At 42.5% G+C, this 25,412-nt stretch carries 20 protein-coding genes and 1 pseudogene; 1 reads left to right on the top strand and 20 read right to left on the bottom strand.

Going from position 1 to position 25,412, the window contains the following annotated elements; all coding sequences use genetic code 11:
* Positions 1-133: 133 nt before the first annotated feature.
* From HUU81_RS02795 to HUU81_RS02710, 18 genes and pseudogenes are all read right to left on the bottom strand, one after another.
* Positions 134-6,496, bottom strand: coding sequence for a DUF6701 domain-containing protein (locus tag HUU81_RS02795; RefSeq protein WP_199610759.1), 6,363 nt, complete (start codon positions 6,494-6,496; stop codon positions 134-136).
* Positions 6,497-6,544: 48 nt separating this feature from the next.
* Complete coding sequence (locus HUU81_RS02790) at positions 6,545-7,057, bottom strand: type II secretory pathway protein (protein WP_199610758.1); 513 nt, start codon at positions 7,055-7,057, stop codon at positions 6,545-6,547.
* Positions 7,047-7,901 (bottom strand): prepilin-type N-terminal cleavage/methylation domain-containing protein, encoded by an 855-nt coding sequence (locus HUU81_RS02785; RefSeq protein ID WP_199610757.1) that lies wholly within the window; start codon positions 7,899-7,901, stop codon positions 7,047-7,049. Before HUU81_RS02785 ends, HUU81_RS02790 begins: the two co-directional genes overlap by 11 nt.
* Complete coding sequence (locus tag HUU81_RS02780) at positions 7,901-8,485, bottom strand: prepilin-type N-terminal cleavage/methylation domain-containing protein (protein WP_199610756.1); 585 nt, start codon at positions 8,483-8,485, stop codon at positions 7,901-7,903. The genes HUU81_RS02785 and HUU81_RS02780 overlap by 1 nt, the downstream gene beginning before the upstream one ends.
* The gene (locus tag HUU81_RS02775; RefSeq protein ID WP_199610755.1) at positions 8,482-9,021 is read right to left on the bottom strand and encodes a pilus assembly FimT family protein; all 540 of its coding nucleotides are present in this window, start codon (positions 9,019-9,021) and stop codon (positions 8,482-8,484) included. The genes HUU81_RS02780 and HUU81_RS02775 overlap by 4 nt, the downstream gene beginning before the upstream one ends.
* Before the next feature lie 41 nt (positions 9,022-9,062).
* Positions 9,063-9,662 (bottom strand): prepilin-type N-terminal cleavage/methylation domain-containing protein, encoded by a 600-nt coding sequence (locus tag HUU81_RS17555; RefSeq protein WP_325071760.1) that lies wholly within the window; start codon positions 9,660-9,662, stop codon positions 9,063-9,065.
* Positions 9,663-9,701: 39 nt separating this feature from the next.
* A complete protein-coding gene (locus HUU81_RS02765; RefSeq protein WP_199610754.1) occupies positions 9,702-10,319 on the bottom strand; it encodes a prepilin-type N-terminal cleavage/methylation domain-containing protein in 618 nt (205 codons plus the stop codon).
* A gap of 77 nt (positions 10,320-10,396) precedes the next feature.
* Positions 10,397-10,981, bottom strand: a complete 585-nt coding sequence (locus tag HUU81_RS02760; protein ID WP_199610753.1) for a prepilin-type N-terminal cleavage/methylation domain-containing protein — start codon at positions 10,979-10,981, stop codon at positions 10,397-10,399.
* A 65-nt stretch (positions 10,982-11,046) separates the two neighbouring features.
* The gene (locus HUU81_RS02755; protein ID WP_199610752.1) at positions 11,047-11,562 is read right to left on the bottom strand and encodes a hypothetical protein; all 516 of its coding nucleotides are present in this window, start codon (positions 11,560-11,562) and stop codon (positions 11,047-11,049) included.
* A gap of 43 nt (positions 11,563-11,605) precedes the next feature.
* Positions 11,606-12,841: a type II secretion system F family protein gene (locus HUU81_RS02750; protein ID WP_199610751.1), complete on the bottom strand. Its 1,236-nt coding sequence runs from the start codon at positions 12,839-12,841 to the stop codon at positions 11,606-11,608.
* Positions 12,842-12,880: 39 nt separating this feature from the next.
* Positions 12,881-14,593 (bottom strand): GspE/PulE family protein, encoded by a 1,713-nt coding sequence (locus HUU81_RS02745; protein ID WP_199610750.1) that lies wholly within the window; start codon positions 14,591-14,593, stop codon positions 12,881-12,883.
* Between the two features lies 1 nt (position 14,594).
* A complete protein-coding gene (locus HUU81_RS02740) occupies positions 14,595-15,911 on the bottom strand; it encodes a tetratricopeptide repeat protein (protein ID WP_199610749.1) in 1,317 nt (438 codons plus the stop codon).
* A gap of 299 nt (positions 15,912-16,210) precedes the next feature.
* Positions 16,211-17,041 (bottom strand): annotated as a pseudogene (locus tag HUU81_RS02735) (ExeA family protein); the annotation flags it as partial.
* A gap of 47 nt (positions 17,042-17,088) precedes the next feature.
* Complete coding sequence (gene mshL, locus HUU81_RS02730) at positions 17,089-18,759, bottom strand: pilus (MSHA type) biogenesis protein MshL (RefSeq protein ID WP_199610747.1); 1,671 nt, start codon at positions 18,757-18,759, stop codon at positions 17,089-17,091.
* Positions 18,743-19,105: a hypothetical protein gene (locus HUU81_RS02725; RefSeq protein WP_199610746.1), complete on the bottom strand. Its 363-nt coding sequence runs from the start codon at positions 19,103-19,105 to the stop codon at positions 18,743-18,745. The genes mshL and HUU81_RS02725 overlap by 17 nt, the downstream gene beginning before the upstream one ends.
* Entirely contained in the window at positions 19,083-19,778 is a 696-nt protein-coding gene (locus tag HUU81_RS02720) for a hypothetical protein (protein ID WP_199610745.1), read from the bottom strand. Before HUU81_RS02720 ends, HUU81_RS02725 begins: the two co-directional genes overlap by 23 nt.
* Positions 19,779-20,552 carry a PilN domain-containing protein gene (locus tag HUU81_RS02715; RefSeq protein WP_199610744.1) on the bottom strand — a complete coding sequence of 258 codons (774 nt, stop codon included), beginning with the start codon at positions 20,550-20,552 and terminating at the stop codon, positions 19,779-19,781.
* On the bottom strand, positions 20,542-21,495 hold the full coding sequence (locus HUU81_RS02710) for a hypothetical protein (RefSeq protein ID WP_199610743.1): 954 nt from the start codon (positions 21,493-21,495) through the stop codon (positions 20,542-20,544). The genes HUU81_RS02715 and HUU81_RS02710 overlap by 11 nt, the downstream gene beginning before the upstream one ends.
* Positions 21,496-21,582: 87 nt before the next feature.
* Between HUU81_RS02710 and HUU81_RS02705 the strand changes: the two genes are divergently transcribed.
* Positions 21,583-22,566: a 1-aminocyclopropane-1-carboxylate deaminase/D-cysteine desulfhydrase gene (locus tag HUU81_RS02705; RefSeq protein WP_199610742.1), complete on the top strand. Its 984-nt coding sequence runs from the start codon at positions 21,583-21,585 to the stop codon at positions 22,564-22,566.
* A gap of 10 nt (positions 22,567-22,576) precedes the next feature.
* Here the strand turns inward: HUU81_RS02705 and HUU81_RS02700 are convergent, their stop codons facing one another.
* Positions 22,577-24,475 carry an EAL domain-containing protein gene (locus tag HUU81_RS02700; protein ID WP_199610741.1) on the bottom strand — a complete coding sequence of 633 codons (1,899 nt, stop codon included), beginning with the start codon at positions 24,473-24,475 and terminating at the stop codon, positions 22,577-22,579.
* Positions 24,476-24,506: 31 nt separating this feature from the next.
* Positions 24,507-25,367 carry an HDOD domain-containing protein gene (locus HUU81_RS02695; protein WP_199610740.1) on the bottom strand — a complete coding sequence of 287 codons (861 nt, stop codon included), beginning with the start codon at positions 25,365-25,367 and terminating at the stop codon, positions 24,507-24,509.
* Positions 25,368-25,412 lie beyond the last annotated feature (45 nt).

Raw genomic sequence — 25,412 nt, 5'->3', positions numbered from 1 at the left:
TACATCCACCACTCCAACAGGGCTTATTAGCAACTATGAGTATGCTTAAAAAGGAAAAGAATTGTAAAATATATGTTTTTAATGTCAAGGAAATAAAAACAGATCTTTTAGAGCAGATTAACCTTTTGAGAGGTTAATTATTTGGCACTTCTCGCCAGTTTATGATGCGGTCGTTGCCTCTAAATTGGCCAAAAGTTGCAATGGCACTTGGGTTTTGTGTCATCGTGCTGCTATTAAGGCTACTAACGCCGCTCCAGTCGTATTTAAGCCAGTTTGGAATGTTAAAGTTTAATTTAACTTCACCTTGGTTGCCCGCCCCGGGCGCGATAAGATTTAGCACTTCACTGTAACCTGCAGTAAATTGGCCTTGGTTAGCGGCGCTGGTAGTTGCTGGAGCTAAGCTAATATCCTCTATATTTAACATGGCGGTTGCGTCAAACTCGGTGACGCTGTCCATTTCATTGGTAATAAATACGCTACCGTTCCAATACTGTAAAAACATAGGAACTGTTAAGTTGCTGGTTTCTGGACCATACGCATGATCAACCCACCAGCGCCCAAAGCGCACTTCAACGCCTGCAGGGCTTAAAGTAGGTAACTGGCTTTCAGGTGCCGATACACCGTCTTGATCGGTTATTTTCATTACTTGTAAAGCAATATCAGCGTTAAACGGTGGAACTTTGCTGTTTGCGTTACGTGTGTAAACAAAATTATCTGCTGCGCTAAATTGATACAGCAATACGCCTGACGATAGCGTTTCTGTTAAGCTGGCTGACGCTAGTTTAGCGGTTAAGGAAAGTCGCTTGGTGTCTAGCCCATTTGTTACTGCGTCAGATGCTGGACTAACGATCTCTACGTTAGAGACAGGTAATTTGATAAAGTCGCCAGTGTAGTTTTTGGTTGTATTATTCGCTGAGTTTTTAGCTGTAATATTAAATTGCGGTGCTGTAACGTAAGTTAACTCGCCATCCTCACTCGTATCAGACTGCATGTGCCCTGTGTATACAAAGTCTGCACTGCCGCCTGTGCCATATGCACCACCTAAACGGCCGTGCTGAGACACGGTGACTTCAAAGTATTTTGGCGTAAACCGCCCCACTCCCGATAACGTTACGGGTAAAATATTCATCCCAAAATACGAGCTAGCTGGCGCAGTAGCCGTTAAATCAAAAATTCCAACTTCTGAAATAGTTTGCGTAACAGAGGCGCTCCCATTGATTGATGTCGCATCCACAGTAACGCTATTAACGCCAAGCGCACCACTTTCTCCGCCAATAGGCGCAACTAACCGATGAGTTAATTCGATAGGTTGCTGGCTACGATAATGCACCGCTATCGAGCCATCACTGCATTGTGCCCCTATTGTTTGAGTGAATTCATCGCCTGCTGCAACTAGCACATTGTCTTGCGCGCCCACAGGTTGTAACCAGTCTGCACCTTGAATTTTCATAAACAATGTTTCCGGTGCGCTTGTAAACGAATCGGTCACGGCAACTAAAGGTTGAGCCTGATAAAAGCCCTGATCATGTTTCAATGTAATATGTGTAACATTCGCAGCGTCTAAATGTGAAAGGTTGATAGCGGCCTGTCCTTGAGCAAACGCTAATGAAAGATTATCACTACTTGGCTCAGCGCTCGCTAAAACGTTATTACCGTTTATCGTAAGTGGTGTAGTTGTACTTTCAAGTTCGCTGGCGTTGCCGTGTAAGTTTGCCCCAAACCATGCTTTTAATGTTTTATCACCCGTAAAGTTGGTTAATATCGCGCAACTTCCGCCAGTTTGGTTATCTTGCTTGCCATACGCCTGAATAACCATATTAGTGCCATTGCCACAAACATGGTTTTGCGGTTGTTGCGTTACCCTAAAGCCTGCGGCATAAAAATTAATGGGTTGTGCCATCGTACTTATAATATTGTCAGCACTATCAGATACCGTTACAGGCACATTTTCTGCCACATTGTTATGGTATAAATACAGCGTTTTCTCGCCTTCATCCGCTAAGGTAAATTGATAGTCAGCGATGGCATTATTGTTCGCTGCATCACTATAAAACGCACTACCTAACACAGAAGCTAAACTCACATTGCCCGTGTAGTCGTTTTTAATAGTGATACCGTCATTACACATCGCTTGAATATTAATCGCCACACGCGTATCAGGGCAGGCTAAACCAGTTGTGGAACTTGGCGTGATATTAAACGCCCCTAATTGACAGCTAATTTGGCAGGCATGCAATTGATTAATATCATCATTTATTTGTGACGCAGTTTGCGCTATTTGATAAATGCGAAGTTCGTCTATTGCGCCGGTGTAATAAGTACTAGGGTTTGCGCTTTTTGTTGTATCGTCCCAACCTGCGGCGATGGCAATTGGCTGCGCTAAATCACTTAGCGTTGTATTTATAAAGGCAGACGCATTAGCAATTCCATTGATGAAAAGGTGCTGCTCTGTTTCCGAGAACGTCGCGGCAATGTGCGTCCATTCATCAACATTCACTGTGTAGTTAGAACGAAGTTCGTGCCCTGCATAACGCCATACCGGATAGGCTGTGCCTCCTTGCACATCTAAAAACAGTGACAGCCCTTCCCCTTTGCTCACTAATGCATTTTCGCCTGCTGTTAATAAGCTAGGCTTTACCCATAGTGATATCGTTACTTGTTTAAAGTCGGTAATAGTGTCGCTGTTATCAGCGGTAAGATATTGATTATTAGTAAATTGGGGGTAGTAACAGGTACTTAAGCCAGAGCCTATCGCGCCATCTTTTGCCCTTAGCTGACTAGTGAATTCGGGGTCAGTACTCGAAGCCACACTAAAGGGAAAACGCTGACTACCATCATCAAGCCAATTTTCTTCAAAATACCACAACCCTAACAGCTCACTAGACACGGAAAAGTCATCTATATAAACCGCACGATCGTTCGTTGCACTGTTCCAGTACTGATTAAAGCGAAAGCGCACCTTTTCACCTTTAAAGGCATTGAGCGATGCAGATACTTGGCGATAACTTAGGTTATTATCACGACTAGTTAGCGTTAGTAACGTTTGCCAATCTCGCTCGCCGTAACGCTGTACTTCTAACATCACTTCGCCGCTGAACATGTTGGCTTGGTAATAAAAACTGACTTTCGGTTCAAACGCAGTGGCAGGAATACCAATAAAGCCTTGCATGCGCACATAATGATTGCGGTGGTAGCGTTGCTGTTCATCTAACGGATTATTATCTAAATACCAATCCCCACTATACGCGCTGCCTGTTGCAGTCGACTGATCAGATATGCCCCAATCACCTTCATGATTCCAGTGATCGCGACCACTTTTGTTATTGTTAGAAGTGGCTTGTTCAAAGTCATTAAAATAGGGGAAGCCATAATCTGGATCGGCTAAATTAGCCACTTTAAAGTTATCAATAGTAAACACTCTTGGGCCGTTTACACCATGCCAGTATTGTCTAAAACGAAACCGTATTGCTTGTCCTTTATAGGCATCTAAAGAGGCAGAAAATTGGGTATATTGCTGATGATTCCACTCTTCATCAAAACGATGTAGTTGTATCCAGTCGTTACGGCCTTGTATTTGAACTTGTAGGTCTATTAAGCCACTAAAAATATCTGAACGATAATCAAAGATCACCGTTGGTAACACCGCGTCATTAGGAATCGGCACAAAACCAAACAAGTCCATAAAGTGTTCACGGTGATATTTTTGATTTTCAAAGCGCTCGTTATTATCAATAAAATATGCGCCGCTATTTGGATAATAAACACTATCGTGAGCAGTCGAAATGCTCCAGTCACCTTGATGATTCCATTGATCTCGGCCATTTATATTTGCTGCTAAGTCACTAGTTGCGTGTTCAAAATCAATTTCATAAGGGTAGCTAAATACACTTAGCCCTTTTTCCGCAATAGACACATCATCTACAGTAAACAATCGCGGATCGCTCACTCCCCCCCAATACTGCCTAAATCGTAAGCGAATACTTTGTCCTTTGTACGCATCTAAACTGTGTTCAAATTTAGTGTATTGGTTATGATTAAGTTGATCATTGAAAGTTACTACATGTGTCCATTCATTACTGCCTAGCGTTTGAATATATAAATATACGCCCCCATTTTGCACATTAGCGCGATACCAAAAGGTGAGCACAGGTGTTTGGGCATCAGCAGGAATAGGCACATAACCATACATTTCAGCATTGTGTTCGCGGTGATAACGCTGAGCCTTGTTATCCGCATTATTATCTAAAAAGTATTGACCACTATTAGCAGAGTAATCATGATGGGGGGTAGAAACGCCCCAGTCGCCTTGATGATTCCATTGATCACGGCCATTCACGTTATTCGCTATATCACTCACTGGCGCTTCAAAGTCATTTACGTATGGAAAGCCATATTCCAAATCACTTTGTTCAGCAAAACTAATATTATCGACAGAGAATAAGCGCGCACCTGTTGTGGCACGCATCGACTGCCGAAATCGGATGCGAATGTTTTTGCCTTTGTAAGCGTCTAGTGCGAACTGAAAACGCGTGTATTCATCATGATTAAATTGCTCATCAAATGTTTGAATGCGTGTCCATTGATTACTGCCTTGTTCTTGAATATACAAATAAATTGCACCATCATGAATATCGGCTTGATACCAAAAGCTAAGCACAGGCACGGTATTACTTGCGGGAATGGGCACAAAACCAAGCATGATTACGTCTTGATTTAAGTGATAACGCTGATCTTCATTAGCTGCGTTATTATCTAAAAAGTAGCTACCTTCGTAAGGAACGAAGTGACTATGATGCTGCTGACTAATATTCCAATCACCTTGATGATTCCAATGATCGCGTCCATTCACCGCCGAGTTTGATGTTTCAGCCTCGAAGTCATTATTGTAAGGGTAGCGATATACTTCACTGGTTTGCTCTGCAATGGCTACATTATCAACTGAAAATAGTCTTGCCCCTGCCTCGCCCTGCCAATACTGACGAAAGCGAATTCGTACACGCTTCCCTTTCCAATCGTCCAACGGATAAAAATACTGTGTATAAGCTTCATGATTGAACGGCTCATCGAATGTATGCACATGCCGCCAACCCGCTTCGCCTTCTTGTTGAATATATACATATACGCCTCCGGTAAATACGTCGGCTTTATAGAAAAACGACAACTCAGGTGCTACCGCATCAGCCGGTATCGGCACAAATCCCATTAAATCAGCCCAATGCTCTTGATGATTAATTTGGTTTTCATCATTGGCGTTATTATCTAAAAAGTATTCACCTGAATAGGGTTGGTAAACATTATGATGTGCTTTTGATAAATACCAATCACCCTGCACATTCCATTGATCGCGACCATTATTAGCAGCCGCAGTGGTGGCACTTTCAAAGTTATTAAGATAGGGAAACGACAATGCTGGCAGTTGTAAATCAGCAACGGAGAAGTCATCTACCATAAAGTATCGGGCGCCTACGGAATTCGTCCAGCGCTGACGAAAACGAAATCTTACTTGCTTACCGCGGTAGGCTGCTAAGCTGTAATAAAATTGGGTATATTTATTATGATTTAATTGCTCGTCAAAACGTTGCAACAGTCGCCACTGACTGTCACCAAGTGTTTGTATCTCAAAGTTTATGCCTCCCGAAAAGGCAAACAGCTGATACCAAAAGCTAACATGCGGAAGCGAGGCATTATTCGGGATCGAGATATAGCCTTGCATCGTCATGTCATGATCGTAGTGATCTTGCTGATTAGTATTTAAATAATTGCTATCTAGAAAATGTTGCCCAGATCGCGCCTGATACACCATGTCGTGGGGAGTCGAAATATTCCAATCACCTTGGCCAATCCATTGATCGCGACCATTAACGCTCGCTGTAGATTCAGCCACTTCAAAATTATTAAAATAGGGATATGCATGCGAGGTAGCGTCGATATTGCCCACGTAAAAATCATCCACGGTAAATGCACGTGCCCCCGCTGCAATTTGCCACGTTTGAAAAAATCGAAAGCGAATACTGTCGCCTTTGTAATTATCTAACGCATGCTCAAATTTAGTGTAACTAACATGGTTATTGGATTGTTCAAAAGTGTGAAGGGTTTGCCATGTAGATTGCCCTTTTCGTTGCACTTGTAACCGCACAGAACCACTGAAAACATCAGCAGCATACCAAAATGTGACGACGGGCAATGCACTACTTGGCGTACCCGGAATAGTAATATAATCGGCCAACGTCGCAGATTGATTTTGATGATAAGACTGGTTAACTGCGTTTTTATTATTGTCGAGAAAATAATTACCCTGATAGGCCTGCCAGCGCGAATCATGTGCTGTACCAGCCGTCCAATCGTCTTCCACCAACCATTGGTCACGACCATTTATATTCGCACTCGGCGATGAAATCGCTGTTTCAAAATCATTAAAGTAAGGAAACGCGTAGTCAGCATAAGCATGGCTGATGCTCATTAAACAGATTAACCACAGTGCTAAAACTTTACTCATCGGATTCAAAACATCACCTTGAAAAACACCACTTTGAAAATCAACCACTTACAATGCACGTGCTTCTACCTCTACCACACGAGAAACATCAAAACTGCCTGCATCACACTGTCCTTGGCTTGTGATCTTATAAAAATGAATATCCTGTACCCCATCATTCACGGTGAAGTCTGTACATGTTGCAGTATAACGACAGCCTACTAGTCCTGCTATGGTCGAAAATGTAGCGTTGCTTGTTAACGTACTTTGATTGTCAACGCCGTCCTGATTAGCGGGAATTTCTAATTCATCACATGACAATGAACCTGCTTGTCCCACCGGAAATATTGACGCGGCTACAGCATCTACGCCCGTGTTAGCCGCCATTAAAGCACGTACACCGTACACTTCTACTGAAACACTTTCCGTTGTACTACTAAACATATTCACAATACTGGCCAACAACATAGAAAAAACAATAATAATAAAGATTGCGACCATTAACGTACTACCGCGCTGCGCGTTGAGTTGGGCAGGCTCTTTCTGAATTTTGCTTCTACTCATGCTGACATTAAGGAACATTCGGTAAGTGCACCTGATTATAGAAAAATAAGGATTCCGCCGTTACCGCTTGCTCTGCAATAGAGCCTGCTAATTCATTTTTTACTCCCGAAAAACGTAAATAAAGCTCAATTAATGCATTGGTGGTTAATGTGGCAGTTTGAAAAATAAAGGGCACTTCGTTGTCCACTAAATTATTAGACACGCCTTCGGCCATCAACACACCTGCAATCCCAGCGCTAGTGAAAGTAGAAATCGTAGGTTGGTTAACTAACACACCATAGTTATCAAAACGCAGTAATTGTCTATTCAATGCGTCAAAACAATAACTTACTGCGCCTCTGCCAATATAAAATCGGCGTTGAGGAGAATGAGCTGCAAATAATACCCCCGCTGAATTAAATGCCACATCCACTTTATTATTGGAAAGGGTGTAACTTTCTAACGTATGTCGCTTTGCACCCGTGCCCGCATAAACATCGCTACTTTGTAGCGGGTATACCACTAACCAATCGCCAGCTTGAAACTGATAATTTGAATTTTGTGCTATTAATTCACCTTCGTCAGCCAATGATTCTGTAGGTAATGTTAGGTAACTGCCGCTCTCAGCAATAGGGACGAATTCGATGCATGCCTCATCATTTGCGACTCGGTTTACCCTTACACTATTTGGGATCACCATGCGTAGTTCACGATTCAGCCTTTCCACCACAAAACGCGATTGGCTGACAAGTGCTTCTCGAATACTTGCATCTTGATAAACTGAAAAGCCAAATCGCATAAAACTGGTGATACCGATACCAACAATACCCAAAATAATAATAACGGTTATTAATTCCATTAACGTAAAGCCATTATTTCGCATTAGTAATTATACCGCTGTCTGGCAAAGGTGAACTGCTCACCGTTAGGCGCTGTGACCGTTACTGAAATTCGCTTTACGTTACTGGCATTCATTGCCGTAGTTGAATCTGGTAACACAGTTACCTCTACCTCAAAGCCATCGTATAAATTGTCAAGTGTTGGGCTGGCTGTGTATAAATTATTTCCCTGCAAGGTTAAGCAGTGGTAATCATCTACATCATCAAAAGCTTGTCGGTTTCCCACACCCTCTTCCACGTAGGTGGGTATTACGCCAGTACAATTTGCTACGGTTGTGGTACAGGTTGTGCCGTTTTCACCACAGCGAATGCGCCCACCATCAACCACGTTCACTTCATCAAATGCTTTCGTCGTTATTTCACTCATCATGGCTTGGCCTAATTCTGCTGCTCTTATTCTGATTGCGGGATCGGCAGTTCGAATGGCTTGAGTGGAAATAAAAGAAGACGCAATTACCATCACGATGGTGAGCACCACCATGCCAATGATGATTTCAATTAACGTAAACCCTTGTTGCCTTGTGCTGACTAGCGGATAAAGTCGCGGATACAAAGTAAGCTTGCTCAATGAATGTATCCTTCTGCCTCAATCGTCACAACTGTGTTGTTAACACCGCTTACTGTTATTTGACAACCACCAACACATTGCTGAGTAGGCCTTCCCCAATAATCGAACCCTATCAAAAAAGGCAACTGGGTTGACGTTGTTGACTGAGTCACCGCAATAGCTACCCCACTATCATCACTCAGTATCTTACCCACACCAGATAGCAACACACCGTCATTACCTGCATCACTCTCATTAATCGCAGGAGAAGCAACGCAGGCTTGGTTAGGTTGAGCCAAGCCAAAACGATCATGTAGGATAAGAAAGTCGTGGCAATTTTGTGATAAATCGCGCTGATTCATCGCCCTAGTTTGCATTAACCTTAAATCAGCAAGTAATTGATCTTTAACGGTGTACTCTTCAATACCTGCATCATCAAAAAAACGTGGCGCCACCGTTACGCTCAGCACACCTAATAGAATTAATACTGTAATCATTTCGATTATAGTGAAGCCGTTTATATTAACTCGTTGCATGCGCTTAACGGTGAACATCATAAACACTCATACTCGCGTTCAGTTCATAACATAAGGGATAGTTAGCAATCACCTACCACTTCAATTTCAGGTCTTTGTGTATTGTTTGCAATATTGTTTTTGTAATAAACAAAGCAAGTATCATTTTCACTATTATTGCGGCTATTATCTGGTGCTTCATACCCTGCAGGGAATATCACTAACGTAGGATTATTTGCGCTGCCTGGAATATTTAAATTCGTTCCATTTTGCCGAGTACTAATGCGCGTAGTTACCACTGTTTGCTGAAATTCGCCTGGTACGTCAATATCAAGTAAATTTTCAAAGCTACCAGTCCATGCAGCGATGGGATAACCAAACCGAGTGGTAACATTGTTCACTCCATCAACTCGCTCTACGGTGCCATTTTGCTGCCCTTGAACGCTTTGAATTAGTGCTTTGCCCTGCACCATTTTACTGGCCGAATCCATTGCAGCTCTAATCCCATTTAACGTAGCTGCTTGCGCATCCGACTGCATGTTCAGAAAGCGAGGGGCTGCCGTAACAGCCAAAATGCCTAAAATAACAATAACAATAATCAGCTCGATTAACGTAAAGCCTTGCTGTTGCTGGCTGGTCTGAAAACCTCTCAATGGGTTACTGTGTTGTTTTGTATTCATCATGTTTTCCTACTACTTATGATTAATATTGGATGTAACTTTTTATCTAAAATCGAATAACCTTACCGCTTGATTCATAGTTTGTGCCGTGTCGTAGCTAAAACCAATTCCGTTGCTGGGTTGCCCTGCTGGCATACTGGTAAGGCTTGCCGCTAAATAATAATGGCAGCGATCTGGATTACTATTTTCAACGCTAATGGCGTAATCTTGTTGCTGTATTTGCGGTAACGACGCTGTACCGTCAATCAAAACGGTGCGAATGTTTGATGTTAAAATTTGCTGCATAATTTCTTCACAGTCTACCGCCGTTATTTCATTTATTGAGTCAACGCCTTCACTGCCCACAGGCAGGCCATTATTTGGGTCAACTGACACAAAAGTGGCGTCTAGCAACACCGGAAAGTCCATGTCAGGAATGCTGTGCTTGCTACTTTTATCTAACCGCCAGCGATGTTGAGTAAACGACACGCCACTATTGAAAGCATCCATAACGCCCTTAACCGCACTTAACTGCGCATGTTCCGTAGTGTTAATAAAACGAGGAAGTGCTACCACCGCAAGCACACCAAGTAATATCACCACAACCACCAGCTCAACTAAGGTAAACCCCGCTTGAACATGGACGCTACGCATTGTATTAAGTGGCTTTTTAACTATCATCAATATCGCTCTTGTCGTTTCACAACTAATCCAATAGCTTAGAGGTATAAACTACCCCCGCTTTGAAGCACCAAAGATTAATTGTCGAATACGGTAACGCCACCCGTTTGCGGATCATAAACAAAGCCATGACCTAATGAGGCATCCGTCGGTACTGGAGAAATAATGCCAGCATTGTTTTTAGCCAACGAATCCATCAAGTAGTAATAACAGTCGTCATTCGCCGCATCTGCATTTGCAAAATACCGATTGTCTTCAATCTCTTGAGCCGTATTCGTCGTGGTTACCGCTGGGGCATTTTGAATAATGGCATTAAAAACACTCAAACAATTAGCGTCATTCATTGATATCGCACGAGAATCATTATCATCAGAAGCTAATTGAGTAGGGTAACCAATGGCACCATCAACACCTACTACAACATTATCGTAGGTAACAGAGGCTAAATTACCTGTACCTGGCGGCCTACCATCTAACTCCCATTGTGCTCTTACCATGCCTACTGCGGCGGCAAAACCACCTGCAACACCTTCTACCGCTGCATCTTCTGCTTGTTCCGTGGCATCAATAAACCTTGGTAATGCTGTAGCGGCCAATAGCCCTAGAATAACCACGACTATTACTAACTCTATCAATGTAAAACCTTGTTGCTGCTTCCTCATTTCAAACACCTCTTAATTTTGACTTATGATTTCTTTGCTTGCTTAACCACGCTTTTACTTAACACTTACCTATCATGCTGTTTTGCATTTAATCCATGCTGCAATGAATACACTAGTTGTAGTGTTTCATCGCTTGACCGCATGCTAATTTGATACACACAACGCCCGTTAAACTGTGATTCAAAACGCGCATCAACGTCAATCGACCTATCCAACTCCGGCAGCGGGTTTAACAACATAAATAATTGCTCACAGCCCTTCCTATCCCGCGTTGGCGGCTGAATCACTCCTTGCTCATTTACTGGTAAGCTAATCCGTTTGCTTAACGTTTGCGCAGATGCATCTAACATCTCTACTGCATCCGGGCGACCATTCATCAACCACTGCGATTTATACAGTGCAAGCTGTTCTTCTAATTTGGGCAACAGCATTTCACTTTGTCGCTCAGCTACAGAGTTTAGCGTATGGCTTAAATAATAGGCTAAAGTGCCTAATAACACGCAAAATACGCAAAACCACACTAAAAACAGTGTTAAGCTTCTTTCTTCTTGCGTGGCATCACTCTCAAACTCGTGCTCCATTGCTTATTTTCACCATGCCCATTAATGTGGCTGCAATAATAGGTTAACCACCTTTGTACGCATTCATCATGTCCCACATTGGTGTGAATATGCCTAATGCCAAAATCAATACCATAATCGCAACGATAATAATCAGTATGGGCTCGATGCGTGCCGTTAATGTTTTTAAGTCAAAGTCGACTTCTCGCTCATAAAACTCAGCTGCTTCTTCAAGTAATTCGTCCACTCGACCGGTTTCTTCGCCTACCGCGATCATTTGCAATACCATGCGCGAAAAAAGTTGGCTGTTGTTCGATGCGCGCAACATGCTGTCTCCCCTTTCAATGTTTCTACGCATCTCAATAATTTTAGCTTCCATATATTTATTATCGACCGCTTCCGCCACTAAGCTTAATCCAGTGGTTAACGGCACGCCTGCACGTAAAATCATCGAAAAACTACGGCAATAACGTCCTAGCAATGAACGCTCGATCACGCTACCAATAATTGGGAAATTTAGTTTGTACTTATCCCACTTGGGCTGCCCCACTTCCGAAGAAATATATTGCCGAAATCCAATGAACGACAGCACAATGGCAACAAACAAAATATGACCATAGTTCACAAAAAAGTCAGACGTAGTAATAAGTAAACGGGTTGACCAAGGTAAGTCAGCGCCGAGCTTACTGAACATGTCGGCAAACTGAGGGATCACTAAGGTATTTAAAATAAACATCGCTGCAATTAAAAAGATAATCACTAAGGTAGGGTAGCGCATCGCCGTTTTAATTCGCTTTCGGGTTTCTTGTTCTCGCTCAAAATATTCTGATAACTGAAGAAACGAGTCATCCAGTTTCCCGGTATTTTCTCCTACATGTACCAGACTCACCATTAACCGAGTAAACACTCGTGGGTGACGGTTCATCGCAGATGATAAAGTGCGACCACGCTCTAACTGCTCAACCACATCATTAAGTGCAGCTTTCAAACGTTGATTGTTTGACGTTTCAGCCAAGCCGGAAATAGCACGAATAATAGGAATACCCGCTTTAACCAACGAGTACATTTGGCGAGTAAAAATGATTAAATGATCTAACCCCACATTGGGCGTCAATAAACCACCCAACAAGCTATTGATTGACAGCCGTGAATCGTCAGTGCTTTTTGCCGGTTCAATTTTAATGGGCGACAGTTGGCGACCCAGTATCATTTCAGCCGCAGCGTCTTCACTTGCCGCTTCAATTGTGCCGGTTTTCAATTCCCCTTGGCTGTTACGAGCACGGTAATCAAACGTTGCCATAATCTACCTGTAGCACTTTGTTATACATAGACTGTCGCCTTACTCCACAACATGTTCAGCCACTTTAAACACTTCATCGAGTGTGGTCATGCCTTGTTTTGCATAACCTAATGCAATTTGTGCCAGTGGCTTAAACCGTGTCGACTGTTTACATATTGTGGCAAATAGGTGGGTGTCTTCTTGCCGTAATGCATCCATCATATCGTCATCTAATTCAAGTAACTCAAATACGCCGATTCGTCCTTTATAGCCCGTATTATTACAGTGTCTACAGCCGGTTCCGGTTACGTAGCCTGTATGCGCTTCTGCGCCAGTTTCCATGCTAGCAAGCCACGTTTGTTGTTGATGATCTGGCTGTGATGCTACGGTGCATTGCGCGCACACACGACGAACTAAACGCTGCGCCATAATGGCACGAAGTGAACTGGCTACTAAATACGGCGCAGCGCCCATATCAATTAAGCGCAGTACACTGCTAATTGCGTCGTTGGTGTGTAAAGTCGATAGCACTAAATGGCCTGTTAACGCACCACGTAAACCAATTTCAACCGTTTCATGGTCGCGCATTTCCCCTACCATAATAATATCGGGATCTTGACGTAGCGTAGTACGTAATACGTTGGAAAAATCGAGCCCAATCTTACTGTTCACCTGAACTTGATTAATTCTTGGTAAACGATATTCAACTGGGTCTTCTACGGTAATAATTTTAGTTTGCGCCTTATTTAGCTCGCTCAAAATACCGTATAAGGTAGTGGTTTTACCTGATCCCGTCGGTCCTGTTACCAAAATCATGCCATGAGGACGTTTAATTAAGCCACTTACCCGAGACAAAATATCATCTGGCATACCAGTTTCAGCAAGCGTAAGCAGCCCTGCGGACTGGTCAAGCAAGCGCATCACTACCGATTCGCCATTTTGAATAGGCATTGTAGAAATACGCACGTCAACATTATGTTTTTTCACTTTAATGTGAAAACGCCCATCTTGCGGCAAGCGTTTTTCAGAAATATCCAAGCCCGCCATTAATTTAAGCCGTAACACTAAGGCCGATGCAATGCTGATTTCATTGAGTAAGCTTTCGTTCAGCACGCCGTCTACTCGCTTGCGGATGCGTAACTGCTTTTCATCAGGCTCAATATGAATATCCGACGCACGCATTTGTACCGCATCTTCAAAGATGGTTTGTAACAGCTTTACCACCGTGGCATCGCTTGTTTCACTTTCATCTGCGATGCGGTTAAAGTCAAAGTCGGCGGTTTCTTCGTATTCCTCTTGCAGCTGATGCGCAAACTCTTCAATTTCGTGCGTTTTGCGATAAAAATTATCGCACGCTTCAAGAATTTGGCTTTCTTTTATAACCGCAAGCTCTAGCTCTTTTGGCGCGAGTAGCGGCCCTAATTGGTCGAGTGCAGCCAAGTTTGCAGGTTCACTAAGCCCTAATAATACACTGTCACCGCGATCTTCTAGCACAATAGCCCGATGCCTGCGAGCATGTACCTCCGGTAACAATTCCACCGCTTTTGAGTCCAAAGCGCGATTAGAAATATCTAAAAAAGGTAAGTTTAATTGCTGTGCTAAAAAGGTAAGTAATTGCTCTTCAGTTAAATAGTTTAAATCAACAAGCGTGGCACCAAGTCGTTTACCCGTCGCTTTTTGGCTTTGTAGAGCATCTTGTAACTGCGTTTCAGAAATAATATCTTCATGAACGAGCAAATCACCTAACCTTAGTTTTAATCGAGGCGCTGCCATATTACTTCTCCAAGCTCGCTATTTTTTGCATCACAAAGCGTTGAGACGCGCTCGACAACCCAGTCAATTGACTTGCTTGACGATATGACTTTACCGCAGCCGCCTGCTCACCAGCTTGTTCTTCCGCTATCGCTTTACCTAACCACCACCTTGCTTGATGAGGTTCTAATTGCGATAACTGAGTAAAGCTTTCTTTGGCTATTTCAGGTTTATTCATTTTCTGAGCAAGCGTGCCACGCAGCGCTAGGTATTCTGCGCCACTTTCCGCTAGAAAAGGGGTCACGTAATACAGAGCAGTATCCTCTTTTTCATTTTCCATAAATAGCTTAGCTAACATAATGCGCCATTGGCTTTGCTCAGGCTTTAGCTGCAACCCGCGCTCTAATATTTTCACTGCTTGTGCTGTTTGGTTTCGGCCAAATAACGTTGCAGCTAAATAAGTGCGCGCTTCAATATGCTCGGGCTGAATAAGCAGAACTTGGTTAAATCCTTCCATAGAATCAACAATAAAACCTTGCTGGTATTGCTCCTGCGCTTGCTCGAACAACAACGCAGCCCGCTGCGCTTTAGTAATTTGAACTTTCTGTACACTAAAGCTCGACTTACTTTCTGGTTGTGGCTGTAATTGACTGTTTGCAGTGTGCTGAATAGGGTTTACCGTGCGTTCAGCCACATGACTTGTTACTTTGGATTTCGCAGCGGTGTGTGTATTTGGGCTTGCAGATGAAGACGTTTGTAGCTGTGCTTGCGACTGCTCAATATATTGCCCATGATTGTTTGATGATTGTGGGTGCGCAGGCTCTGCGTTTACTTCACGTTGCTCATGTTGTGCAACGCCTGTTGTAGGTTTAGCGCGGCTAATTTCCCAGTCGGGTATAGGCACGGTATCCAGTTGTGTATCCGACGCTTGGCTGTCTGAAACTGCACTGGCAGGTACAGTGGATACATCTAATGACGTGCTACCTTCACTTGGCATTGATAAGGGTGCTTGAGCAGCAACTGATTGGGGTATTGCTTGCGATGCTGAATGAGGCGCTGAAGATGACGCTGAGTTTGACGTTAATTGGGATGTTGATTGCTCTGACGCAAACTGCATTCCAATCCATACTAATAAACAAGCCACACTGACTCCAATTAGAGCAAATACCCCAACTACAATCGCTGTGCTTGAATGACTTGTGCTGGTTAATTCGGTTTGTTGGTGCGAGCCAGCGCCTTGCGATGTAGTCGCACTGTTGTGTGCCTCGTTCTCACTATCAGACTGAGTCACCGACTTTCGCTGTTCTATGTCTTTCAACATTTGGTTAATTACACTCATTAACTGCTACTACTCCTGCTGCTGAAATGGCGCCACTCTGTTTTGTTATTATGCTCCCAATCAATACGCTCTTGGCGCTGCCATGCAACTTGATGAATAACCTCGCCACTATGTGAGTTTATTTCGATTTTATTTAGGGTAGTTACTTTCGATTTTTTTGAAATCACTAGCGCCGCAATCAGTAACGCAACCAACACAAACACGCTCATCAGCATGGCAATACTCATTCTGCTACTTACTAATAAACTGGTTAATTGACCGGAAAAATATCGTGCGCGTTGCCACAATGGTAACGTCACGTCATTAGTGTCTTTTATTGCTAGCAGCACATTTTCATTCGTTACTTGCTTTAACCCCTGACCATAGGCAAGCATTAACGCCTTATGGCACAGCACATTTACCAATCGCGGCACACCGCCGCTGGCTTGGGCAATTAGCAGGCAATTCTCAGTGCTAAAAATAGGGCGTGGTTGCTCACCCGCCGCTCGGCTCATTCTATGTTGAATATACGCGACAACTTCTTGGTTATTCATGGTACGAAGTTGATACGAAAAGCTAATGCGCTGCCTAAGTTGGCGCAGTGCTTTGCTAGCAATCCGCTCATCTAATTCTGGTTGGCCAAATAACACAACTTGCAATAACTTGCGTGACTCGGTTTCTAAATTGGTAAATAGCCGCAACGCTTCTAGCGTTTCCGCAGGTAGTGCTTGTGCTTCATCAATAATCAGTACCACCGACTTTCCTTTAGCAGAAAGTGCCATTAAGCGATAATGAATAAGCTGAGTAAGCTGTTGCTGATCTAGCTGTTCGTTATGACTGGGAGATGGATCACTGCCTTCAAAAACTCCTATTTCAGTGGCAAGCGCCCAGCGAATTTCTTCAGGAGTTAAATACGGATTAGGGATATACGCCGTAACAAACGCTTTTGGTAATTCGTTCATTAATTTTCGGCAAATTAATGTTTTACCCGTGCCCACTTCACCCGTTACTTTAATAAAGCCTTCACCCGTTTGCACTGTCGTTTGCAGTACTTGCAGGGCTTCATTATGGCTAGGTAGCCCGTAAAAAAAGTGCGTATTTGGCGTTAGCGTAAAAGGAAGTTCTTGTAGTCCAAAATGATACAGGTACATTGCCTAACTCCGCTGCGAACCATGGTTAACTAACGCACTAAACAACATCATTCTGCTGAATACCATTTTTGCATTAGCTTTGACGAACGCTCTAGTTGCTCTTTCCATGTCCCCGCCCCTACAACGGTTGGGCGAATTAAGATCACTAGCTCTTTTTTATTTTCTTGCTCAGATGTGTTTTTAAAAAGCTCACCAAGATAAGGAATATCGCCCAATAACGGTGTTTTAGACTCTGAATCACTTAACATGCTTTGCATTAAGCCACCAATTACCACAATCTCACCTGACTGCGCTTTAATAATGGTGTCTGTTTCACGAATATTACTTTGCGCTAACGGCAATACAAATTGCTCGTCGTTTAGGCTAATAACTTTATTTTGCTCTGTGGTTTCTGTTACTGACGGATGCACATGCAAAATCACATTACCCTTTGCGTCAATTTGCGGCGTCACATCTAACGCAATCCCTGAGAAAAACGGCGTTAACGAAATTTCTGGGGTCGTTGTCGTTGAAGTACCCGTTACCGTTGTGTTCGACACGTCGGTTACAAAATACTCATCTTGCCCTACTTTAATCACCGCTTTTTGGTTGTTAGTTGCGGTTACGCGAGGGCTAGACAACACCTGTACGTTACCTTGCGTTTGCAGTAAGTTAACTACACCGCTAAAGTCTTGATTGGTAAATGTGATACCCGTTACCCCACCCAGTTGTGCAGTAATGGCATTACCCAAAGTGGCACTGGAGGTTTGAAACACAAAATCGGTTGACCCAACACTGGCTAATGCAGAGTTCCAATCAATACCTTGTTGATATTCATCATTTAAAGACACTTCAATAATTTTAGCTTCTAACACCACCTGACGTTGCAAGCTTTGCTCTGTTAAGCTTAAGAAGTCTTTAACCGCTGCAATTTCACTTGGCATCGCTCTTACCGTAACTAAGCCACTTTGCGGACTAACAATCACATGCCTGCCTTGCTCTTCTCCGATAATGACTTTTAAGTTATCAGTTAAATGCTTCCAAAAGTCGGTATCAGTTTGCGTTTGAATATTACTGCCGTTTGTTTGCTGGCCACCCATCCCACCAAAACCTTGCTGGCCACTTTGATTACCACCTAAATTATTCAGGTTTTGATTGCCAAATTGCTGGCCACTGTTACCGCTAGAGCCGCTGCCACCTAGCTGACTAACACCGCCTGAATTAACGGAAGTCGTTGAGATGCCGTTTCGTTTCATTAATAGGTAATTAATAGGGATGCTTTCTGTGCGAATTTGCGCAGGGTACACTTGATATACATTATCAACACGGCGTACATCTAACTGATAAAGTTGAGACACAATATCAAACACTTGCTCAAGCGTAACATCTCGTAAATCTAACGAGACTTGGCCAGATACACTAGGATGAATAATCACGCTATAAGGTGTATCGCTCACCAATCCTGCAAAAAAGTGATTAATTTCAACATTGTTAGCTGACACCTCAAAGCGTGACGCAATGTCTAGCCCCTTTGCCATAACGGGCCCTTCAAACCCTCTTAATAAATCTTCGGTTACCGACTCTGGAATCGCAATCGTGTGCGCTTCAGCATTCGCAACACTTTGCGCTATTTCTTCATGAACGTCTTCTGCCACCCGAGGCTTACTTTTACAGCCATGCAATAGCAAGGTGAAAGCAAGGAAAGACAAGCAAATGATGGTGTTATTTTTTAATATCATATTTGTACAACGATAAGGTTAAATTTTCATGCTGGTTCTGTAGCATGACGCGGTTTGATTCAATACTAACTAATTTCATACCATTTATTTCATCGCCTATTCGTAGCACTTTGCCCGAAATGACAGCCGATTTTTTATTTTTTCCGGTAAAAATACTTTCTAACTGTAAGCGTTGTGGTGACACTTGCTCTGCGCCAAGGCCATAACTGGTAATACTGGTACTTTGACTGGGTCGCGTTGGATCCAATAAGACTTGCTGTACTGCAAAAGCAGGTAACGCCATACATAGCGTTATCATGCTTAATCCCAGTACCGCATTGACATTAAATGGTAATAATTTTTTCATTTGTGCTCAATGTTGCTAGTTCTAACGACAAAACCGCGACTGGATATTCTGTTACTTGATAATTAAATGTCACGACCTTGAACTTCCTTGGAAGCTCATCCATCGCTTTTAAGTAACGCTGTAAGTCAAAATATTGCCCTGACACTTTCATTGTAATGCGATGTTGATACAACTGTGTGTCGGAGGCTTTTTCTGCATTCACCAAGTCGCTGTCGGTGGCAGTTGTCACGTTACTGTGCACTTGCACTGGTAAGGGTGTTAACGCTTTTAACTCTATCAATTGTAGCTGATTAGCCCGCTCTAACAATGTTGATAGCATCGTTGCCATGGCTTCAGGCGGAATAAAATCCTGGCTCAATGCCGCTAACTCATTACTTTGCTGACGCTGTTGTCGTTTAAGCGCTTCAATTTCCGTGCGCAGTGCAATATTAGGATCATGCGCAACGCGTTGTCTTAACGTATTGAGTTGGTTTGATTTTAGTGACAATTGGTTAAGTTCATCACGCGTTTGCTTTGCTAATGCTTGGTGCTGTTCTATAGCCGGAACAATCAGGTACATCATAGGTAAATATACGATTAAGAATAACACCGCACAAAATATAATCACCTTCTCGCGCTTCGCTAATTGAGAAAAGCGTCGAGTCAGCGCTTTCCACTGCGTAACTTGTGCCATTTATTCTCCTTGCCTCGCAGGTTTTTCGATGCGTGCTTTTTGCAACAGCGATGCAGGCTGAGTCAGTGGTTTGTTTGCCGATGTTGTCGTATTTTCTTCGGCTGCTGAATGCGCAGCGCTTTTAGTGCTGACATTAAAACGGTGAGCGGCACCAGATGATGCTGCGTTTGGAACATCAGCAATCGGCGTTGGGCCGAGTACTTGAATGTCGTTATTTTGTTGCTGAATTAATACTTGCGAAAAGCTTCTGCCACTAAAGTAACTCGACTGTCCCAACCCCTCTAACCAAGCTGGGATGGCTGCAGTCGATACACTCAACCCCGTCAACGAGATTTGTTGATGCTGATTAAATGAAAAATGGGTCAACCAAATATCAGGATGATGATATTTCGCCAACTCTGTCATCACGGTAGCGTAACTGAACGTGATATGTTGTTGATATTGTTTTAAATGAGTTAAGAGATTTTGGCGTGTTGCCAATGATTGGTTTAGCTTCTGCTTTTGTTGTAATAAAAACGGATCAGGTTGCTTAACAGCAAGTTGCTGCTGTGTCAGTTCAATGTCGTCAGTTAACACATCAACCTTTTCTATAAGCACATCTAATCGTTGCTCTTTAATGCTATTTTCCCACATTAAGTAGCCACTCAAACTAAATACGAAAACAAGCACCAAGCTTGCTGTCAGCAGTAGCTTCGGTAGCGTTAAGTAGCTACGATCCGGATGCAGCGCTTTAGTGTATAAATTAATATAGTATTTAGTGTGTTTAGGCTGCATCAAGCAACTCCTTCACACTGACTTTGGCACACGCCGCAGACAGTGCACCAAAGAAACATTGTGGCAAGTGCTCGTCACGTAATAGTGCAGGAGATATCTCTAGCATGTCGTAGTGAATTTGCGAGTCTTGATTAAGCGTCTCTACTAATTGCGGAGTAAAATGCGAATTCAGTGACACCAAGGCTTTACGTACCGGAGGCTGCTTTAATTGTCCTTCAAAATAGTCGACAGAGCGTTGAATTTCTAACGCTAATGTATCTGCTAATCCCGATGTCACTTCTTCTGCGGTGTAGTCACCAATACGGTTAAACCCTCGCAATCGGCGCGTGAAGTACAAAATGCCATCTTTAACTATTTTTAAACTAACCTCTTCCCCTACCCCTTGGGTTACATACATCACAATACTTTCTTCAACCATTGCAATATTTGCACATACCAATTCTTCAATAGTAATAATTTTTAATCTAAGCTTTGCTTGTAGACAGGCGTTAACTATTGATTCTGCAATCGTTTTTGGTGTTGCAATAACATTTAATTTAGCGCTTTCAAGAGCAGGTACCACAGGCTGGCTGTAATAATCGATCACTAAATCTTCTACCGCACTATTGATTAGCGGCTTTATTGCCCACGGAATCGCACTTTGTAACTCATCGTCTTCTACATTGGGAGTGTCTATTTGCACTCGCTGATAACAAAAAGGCGGGATAACAATATTCACAGCGGCTTGTTTGAGTGCTAACTTTTGTGATAAGGCAGCGATTGCTACTGGCCACATGGATTCATTTTCAACAGTTTCAGACGCATGCTCACTAACAAACCAGCCTAACTTATCTTTTTCTAATTTCACTGCATATACACAGTTGGCATGACACGCAAACCCGACAAGTTGTTCGGATTTAGTGCCGAGATATTTCCTTAATTTGTGGGTAAAAGTCGTTAACATGCTAATTCGTCATATCATTAAACGGGTAAGTTGACTAAAATGATTATCAACGTTTACGCCACCTATTCAAGCTTTTATCGATAATATATGTCAGAACATTCAGTTTTTTCGAAAACATTAAAGAATATTTCACAACCTTCGCCTTTAATAAAAATAAATCACAAACTATTTACTTTAAAAAACATAGAGTTATGGGTAAAACGAGACGATTTGATTCACCCGCTAATATCTGGAAATAAGTGGCGTAAGTTACTGTTAAACTTAGAACAAGTTCATCAAAAACACAAAGAAAGTAAGCAAGGTATTGTTAGCTTTGGTGGTCCTTTTTCTAATCATATTCATGCGCTAGCTGCTGCCGGACAGCAGTTAAAAATACCAACAATTGGATTAATTCGCGGCCCAGAATTAGATCTCAATAATCCAACTCTAAAATTAGCCCAGCAACACGGCATGCAATTAAAAGCACTCACTCGTACTGAATACCGACAGCGTAACAACGCCGATTACTTAGCACAACTTAGCCAAACATATCCCAATTGGTTAATTGTGCCAGAAGGGGGCAGCAATGACCTTGCTGTGCAAGGTGTCGCAAAACTAGTTGATGAAATTGATATGAACTTTGATGTGATTTGCACACCGGTTGGCAGTGGTGGCACACTTGCTGGTCTAGCTTCTGCATTAACCTCGCATCAGGCCGCGCTTGGCATATGTGTATTAAAGGGCGCTCAATATTTAGAACAAACTGTGCATGATCTACTGCTCCATAATACACACTGCGATAAGCAACATATTCACCCACAATGGTCGATAAATCATGAGTTTCATTTTGGTGGTTACGCCAAAATCACACCAGCACTAGTCGATTTTTGTAGTGAATTTTATCAGCAGTTTGATATTCCTATTGAGCCCATCTACAGTGGCAAAATGTTTTACGGCTTATTTAAACTCATCGAACAAGATTACTTTGCCCCAAACAGCAAAATTGTAGCGGTGCATACTGGCGGATTACAAGGCATTAAAGGCTTAGAGTATTTAAAACAGATCCCAACCGGAAAATTAGTCACGCAATAATAGCGCTTGGCTAATAACGTGTTTTAAACGGCTCAAACTGTTCAAGTGGCTCAGTAAAATAATGCCCTTGCGCCCCTGTGATCCCAATTTGTTTGAGCGTTTCCCATTCTTGTTCATTTTCTACGCCTAACGCAAAGATCTTAACCTGCGTATTCGCGCACGCACCTTGTAAGCTTCTTATAAATAATTGGTTTTCAGGACGTTGATCAATATTACTAACAATAGAGCGGTGCACTTTCAAATAGTCAATATTATGCTCTTTGATGTATTGAGTGTTAACCACATACAGCCCAACATGATCCACGAGCAGCTTTACTTTAGTCGCTTTAATTCTTGCTAGAATTGATTTTAAGCTCTCTGACTGCTGAACAAGGTAGTACTCTTGAATTTCAACGATCAGTCGCTCACATGCTTTAGGGTGCGCTTCTAGATGTGCAATTAACCAATCCACGAACTCTTTATTATTTAACGAGTCGCAGTGTAAGTTAAAACTGCACATTTCTACGTAACCTTCTTCGTATTCAAGCAGCTTAATCGTTTTTGTAATGATCAGTTTATCTACTTGCGGTACTAAACCGCACTTACGGGCCATCGGTAAAAACACGCTCGCATTAACGAGGTTAGCATGTTCATCACGCATCCGTGCTAATACTTCATTATGATGCGGCAGCTCGTCTTCAATGGCAATCACAGGTTGAAACAGCATAACAAACGCTTCACGCTGCAACGCTTTTTCAATGGCCGTACGCCAACGCACCGAGCCTTTTGCCATGTCTTTAATAATTGCACCTTTATCGTACATAAACCAGTTGGAAGGCCCTTGAAGCTGTGCTGCACGCAGTGCCATGTCAGCCTCTGCAAGTACTTGATAAGGTAAGTCATTCGCTTGAAAGTAGGCGACACCAACGTGGAAGAAGTTATCAGTATCTGCGTATTCGGGAACATTTAATCGATTGCATAACCGCACTAATTTTTCTGCCACCTTTTCGGCTTCAGTCAACGAGATATGCGGCATTAAAATGGCAAAATCTAAATCAGAGCGCCGAGCAAATACGGCGTCTTGATGATCTTTCAAGTATTTGTCGATGATATTAATAAACAAAGCTAAGAGTTGCTCTACTTCGTCATTGCCACCTTGCATTTGCACTAAATCTAACTCTTTCAGCTGAATTAAATAGACCGCGCCATGGCTGTCTATTTCAGGTTCATTAAGCAATGCTTCTAAACGATGATCGAAGAAGATACGATTACCGATCCCTGTATCATTATCTAAAAATGTTTGACCTCGAATGTAAGCATCTACTGTGTGAGGATGTAACTGTGCAGCGTACTTTGCTTGATCGAGCTTCTCTAGCGCGTGCTCTAATAAAAAATCTTCGCTTTGCGCTTTAAAGTGGTGTTGAGGCTCATTTAAATAGCGACGCGCCCACCCTTCAATTCGATTTAAACTTAAAATGCTTGGTAAAAACAGTAGCCTACCAGAAATGTAGCCTAACAAACCAAGCCCTATACCTAGCAAATTAAAACTGATAAATACCCATTTGTATTGAGCATAAAGTGAAATTAGAGCGACATGTACAGTTAGCTTTTGCGCGTCAAAAGAGAAGTGATATAGCGACAAGCTTTGTTCAGATTCAGACAAATTACTTTTATGCCAAATTAATTCTCCATCCACGAGAATCGAGTAATTTGCAACTGTAGGTGTAATGAGCGAGCTTGATTGAGAAGAACTTGATGGCATTATTGCATAACGTTCGGCAAGTTGCTGCGCTACCGTTTTAGCATACGCATATTGTTCAATGCCCGCTATCGTAGTAATTAATAAATTGCCAATGCCGAAGTAAACTATTGCCAGCGCAATCAAAAACCACTTACCTTTTGTAGATAAAATATCGGTGATTTTTCTCATGCGGTATAGATCCCTTTGAGTGCAATGATGCCTAAAATACCATGGCAGAGCCTGGATTCATTATCATTAAAATGTTGTATGCTTCTAGATTGGCGTAATCTAACGCATCATTCACTATATCTTTATCAACCGATAAATCAGCATAACAGTGCTCAGGCAAGACATCATTTGCTTCATAAACGGTTGGATAAACATCACATAATGCTAAATGCACTGCAGCGAATAAGATTTTTGCTTCTTGATCTGTCTCTTTAATATCAAGCTGCTTTGAAAATAAGCGGCTTAACGTATCGAGAGGTGTAATGATTTTTTCTGGTAATTGCCACTCACTTAATAATGCTGCCGTTACCTGAACGTAGGTCATATTTAGTTGTTGCTGTTGCACCTGCCACGGGTAGTTATCAGCGGTAACCGCTTCGCAGTTCAGCGCTGTTGCAGGTGTACTTTCTAGTACAACCAATTCACCTACGTTGTGTAATAACCCCGCGACAAATAGGCGCTCAGGTTCTTCTGTGCGTAACTCTTCACCCAGCTTTTTACACACAAGTGCCGTAAAAACGCTTTGCTGCCAAAATCTATCTAAATCAATCACATTCGTCACTACTTTGCTAAGCGCAGTCGCAACCCCGTCAGCAATAACAAAGTCATACACGCCTTTTAAGCCGATAATCTGTAAGGCTTTAGCGATGGTGTCAACTTGGCTAGGAAAATTATAAAGCGCGCTATTTGCTAACCGCAATAGTTTAGCGGTAAGCGCAGGATCATAATTGATCACCTCGGCAATATCTTCTATATCGCTGGTATCATCATCAATCAACGACTTTATGCGAACGCATGCATCTGGTAATGAGAATACATTCACTGCATTGTTAATATACTCTTCAAGCTCCATTATTTTTAAACTCCAATATATTCAAGCTTACATTTTACAGCTTGT

Origin of the sequence: Flocculibacter collagenilyticus (assembly GCF_016469335.1) — a bacterium.
Taxonomy (GTDB): domain Bacteria; phylum Pseudomonadota; class Gammaproteobacteria; order Enterobacterales; family Alteromonadaceae; genus Flocculibacter; species Flocculibacter collagenilyticus.
The sequence above is the reverse complement of the archived record's forward strand: the minus strand, read 5'-3'. Positions and strand labels throughout refer to the sequence as shown.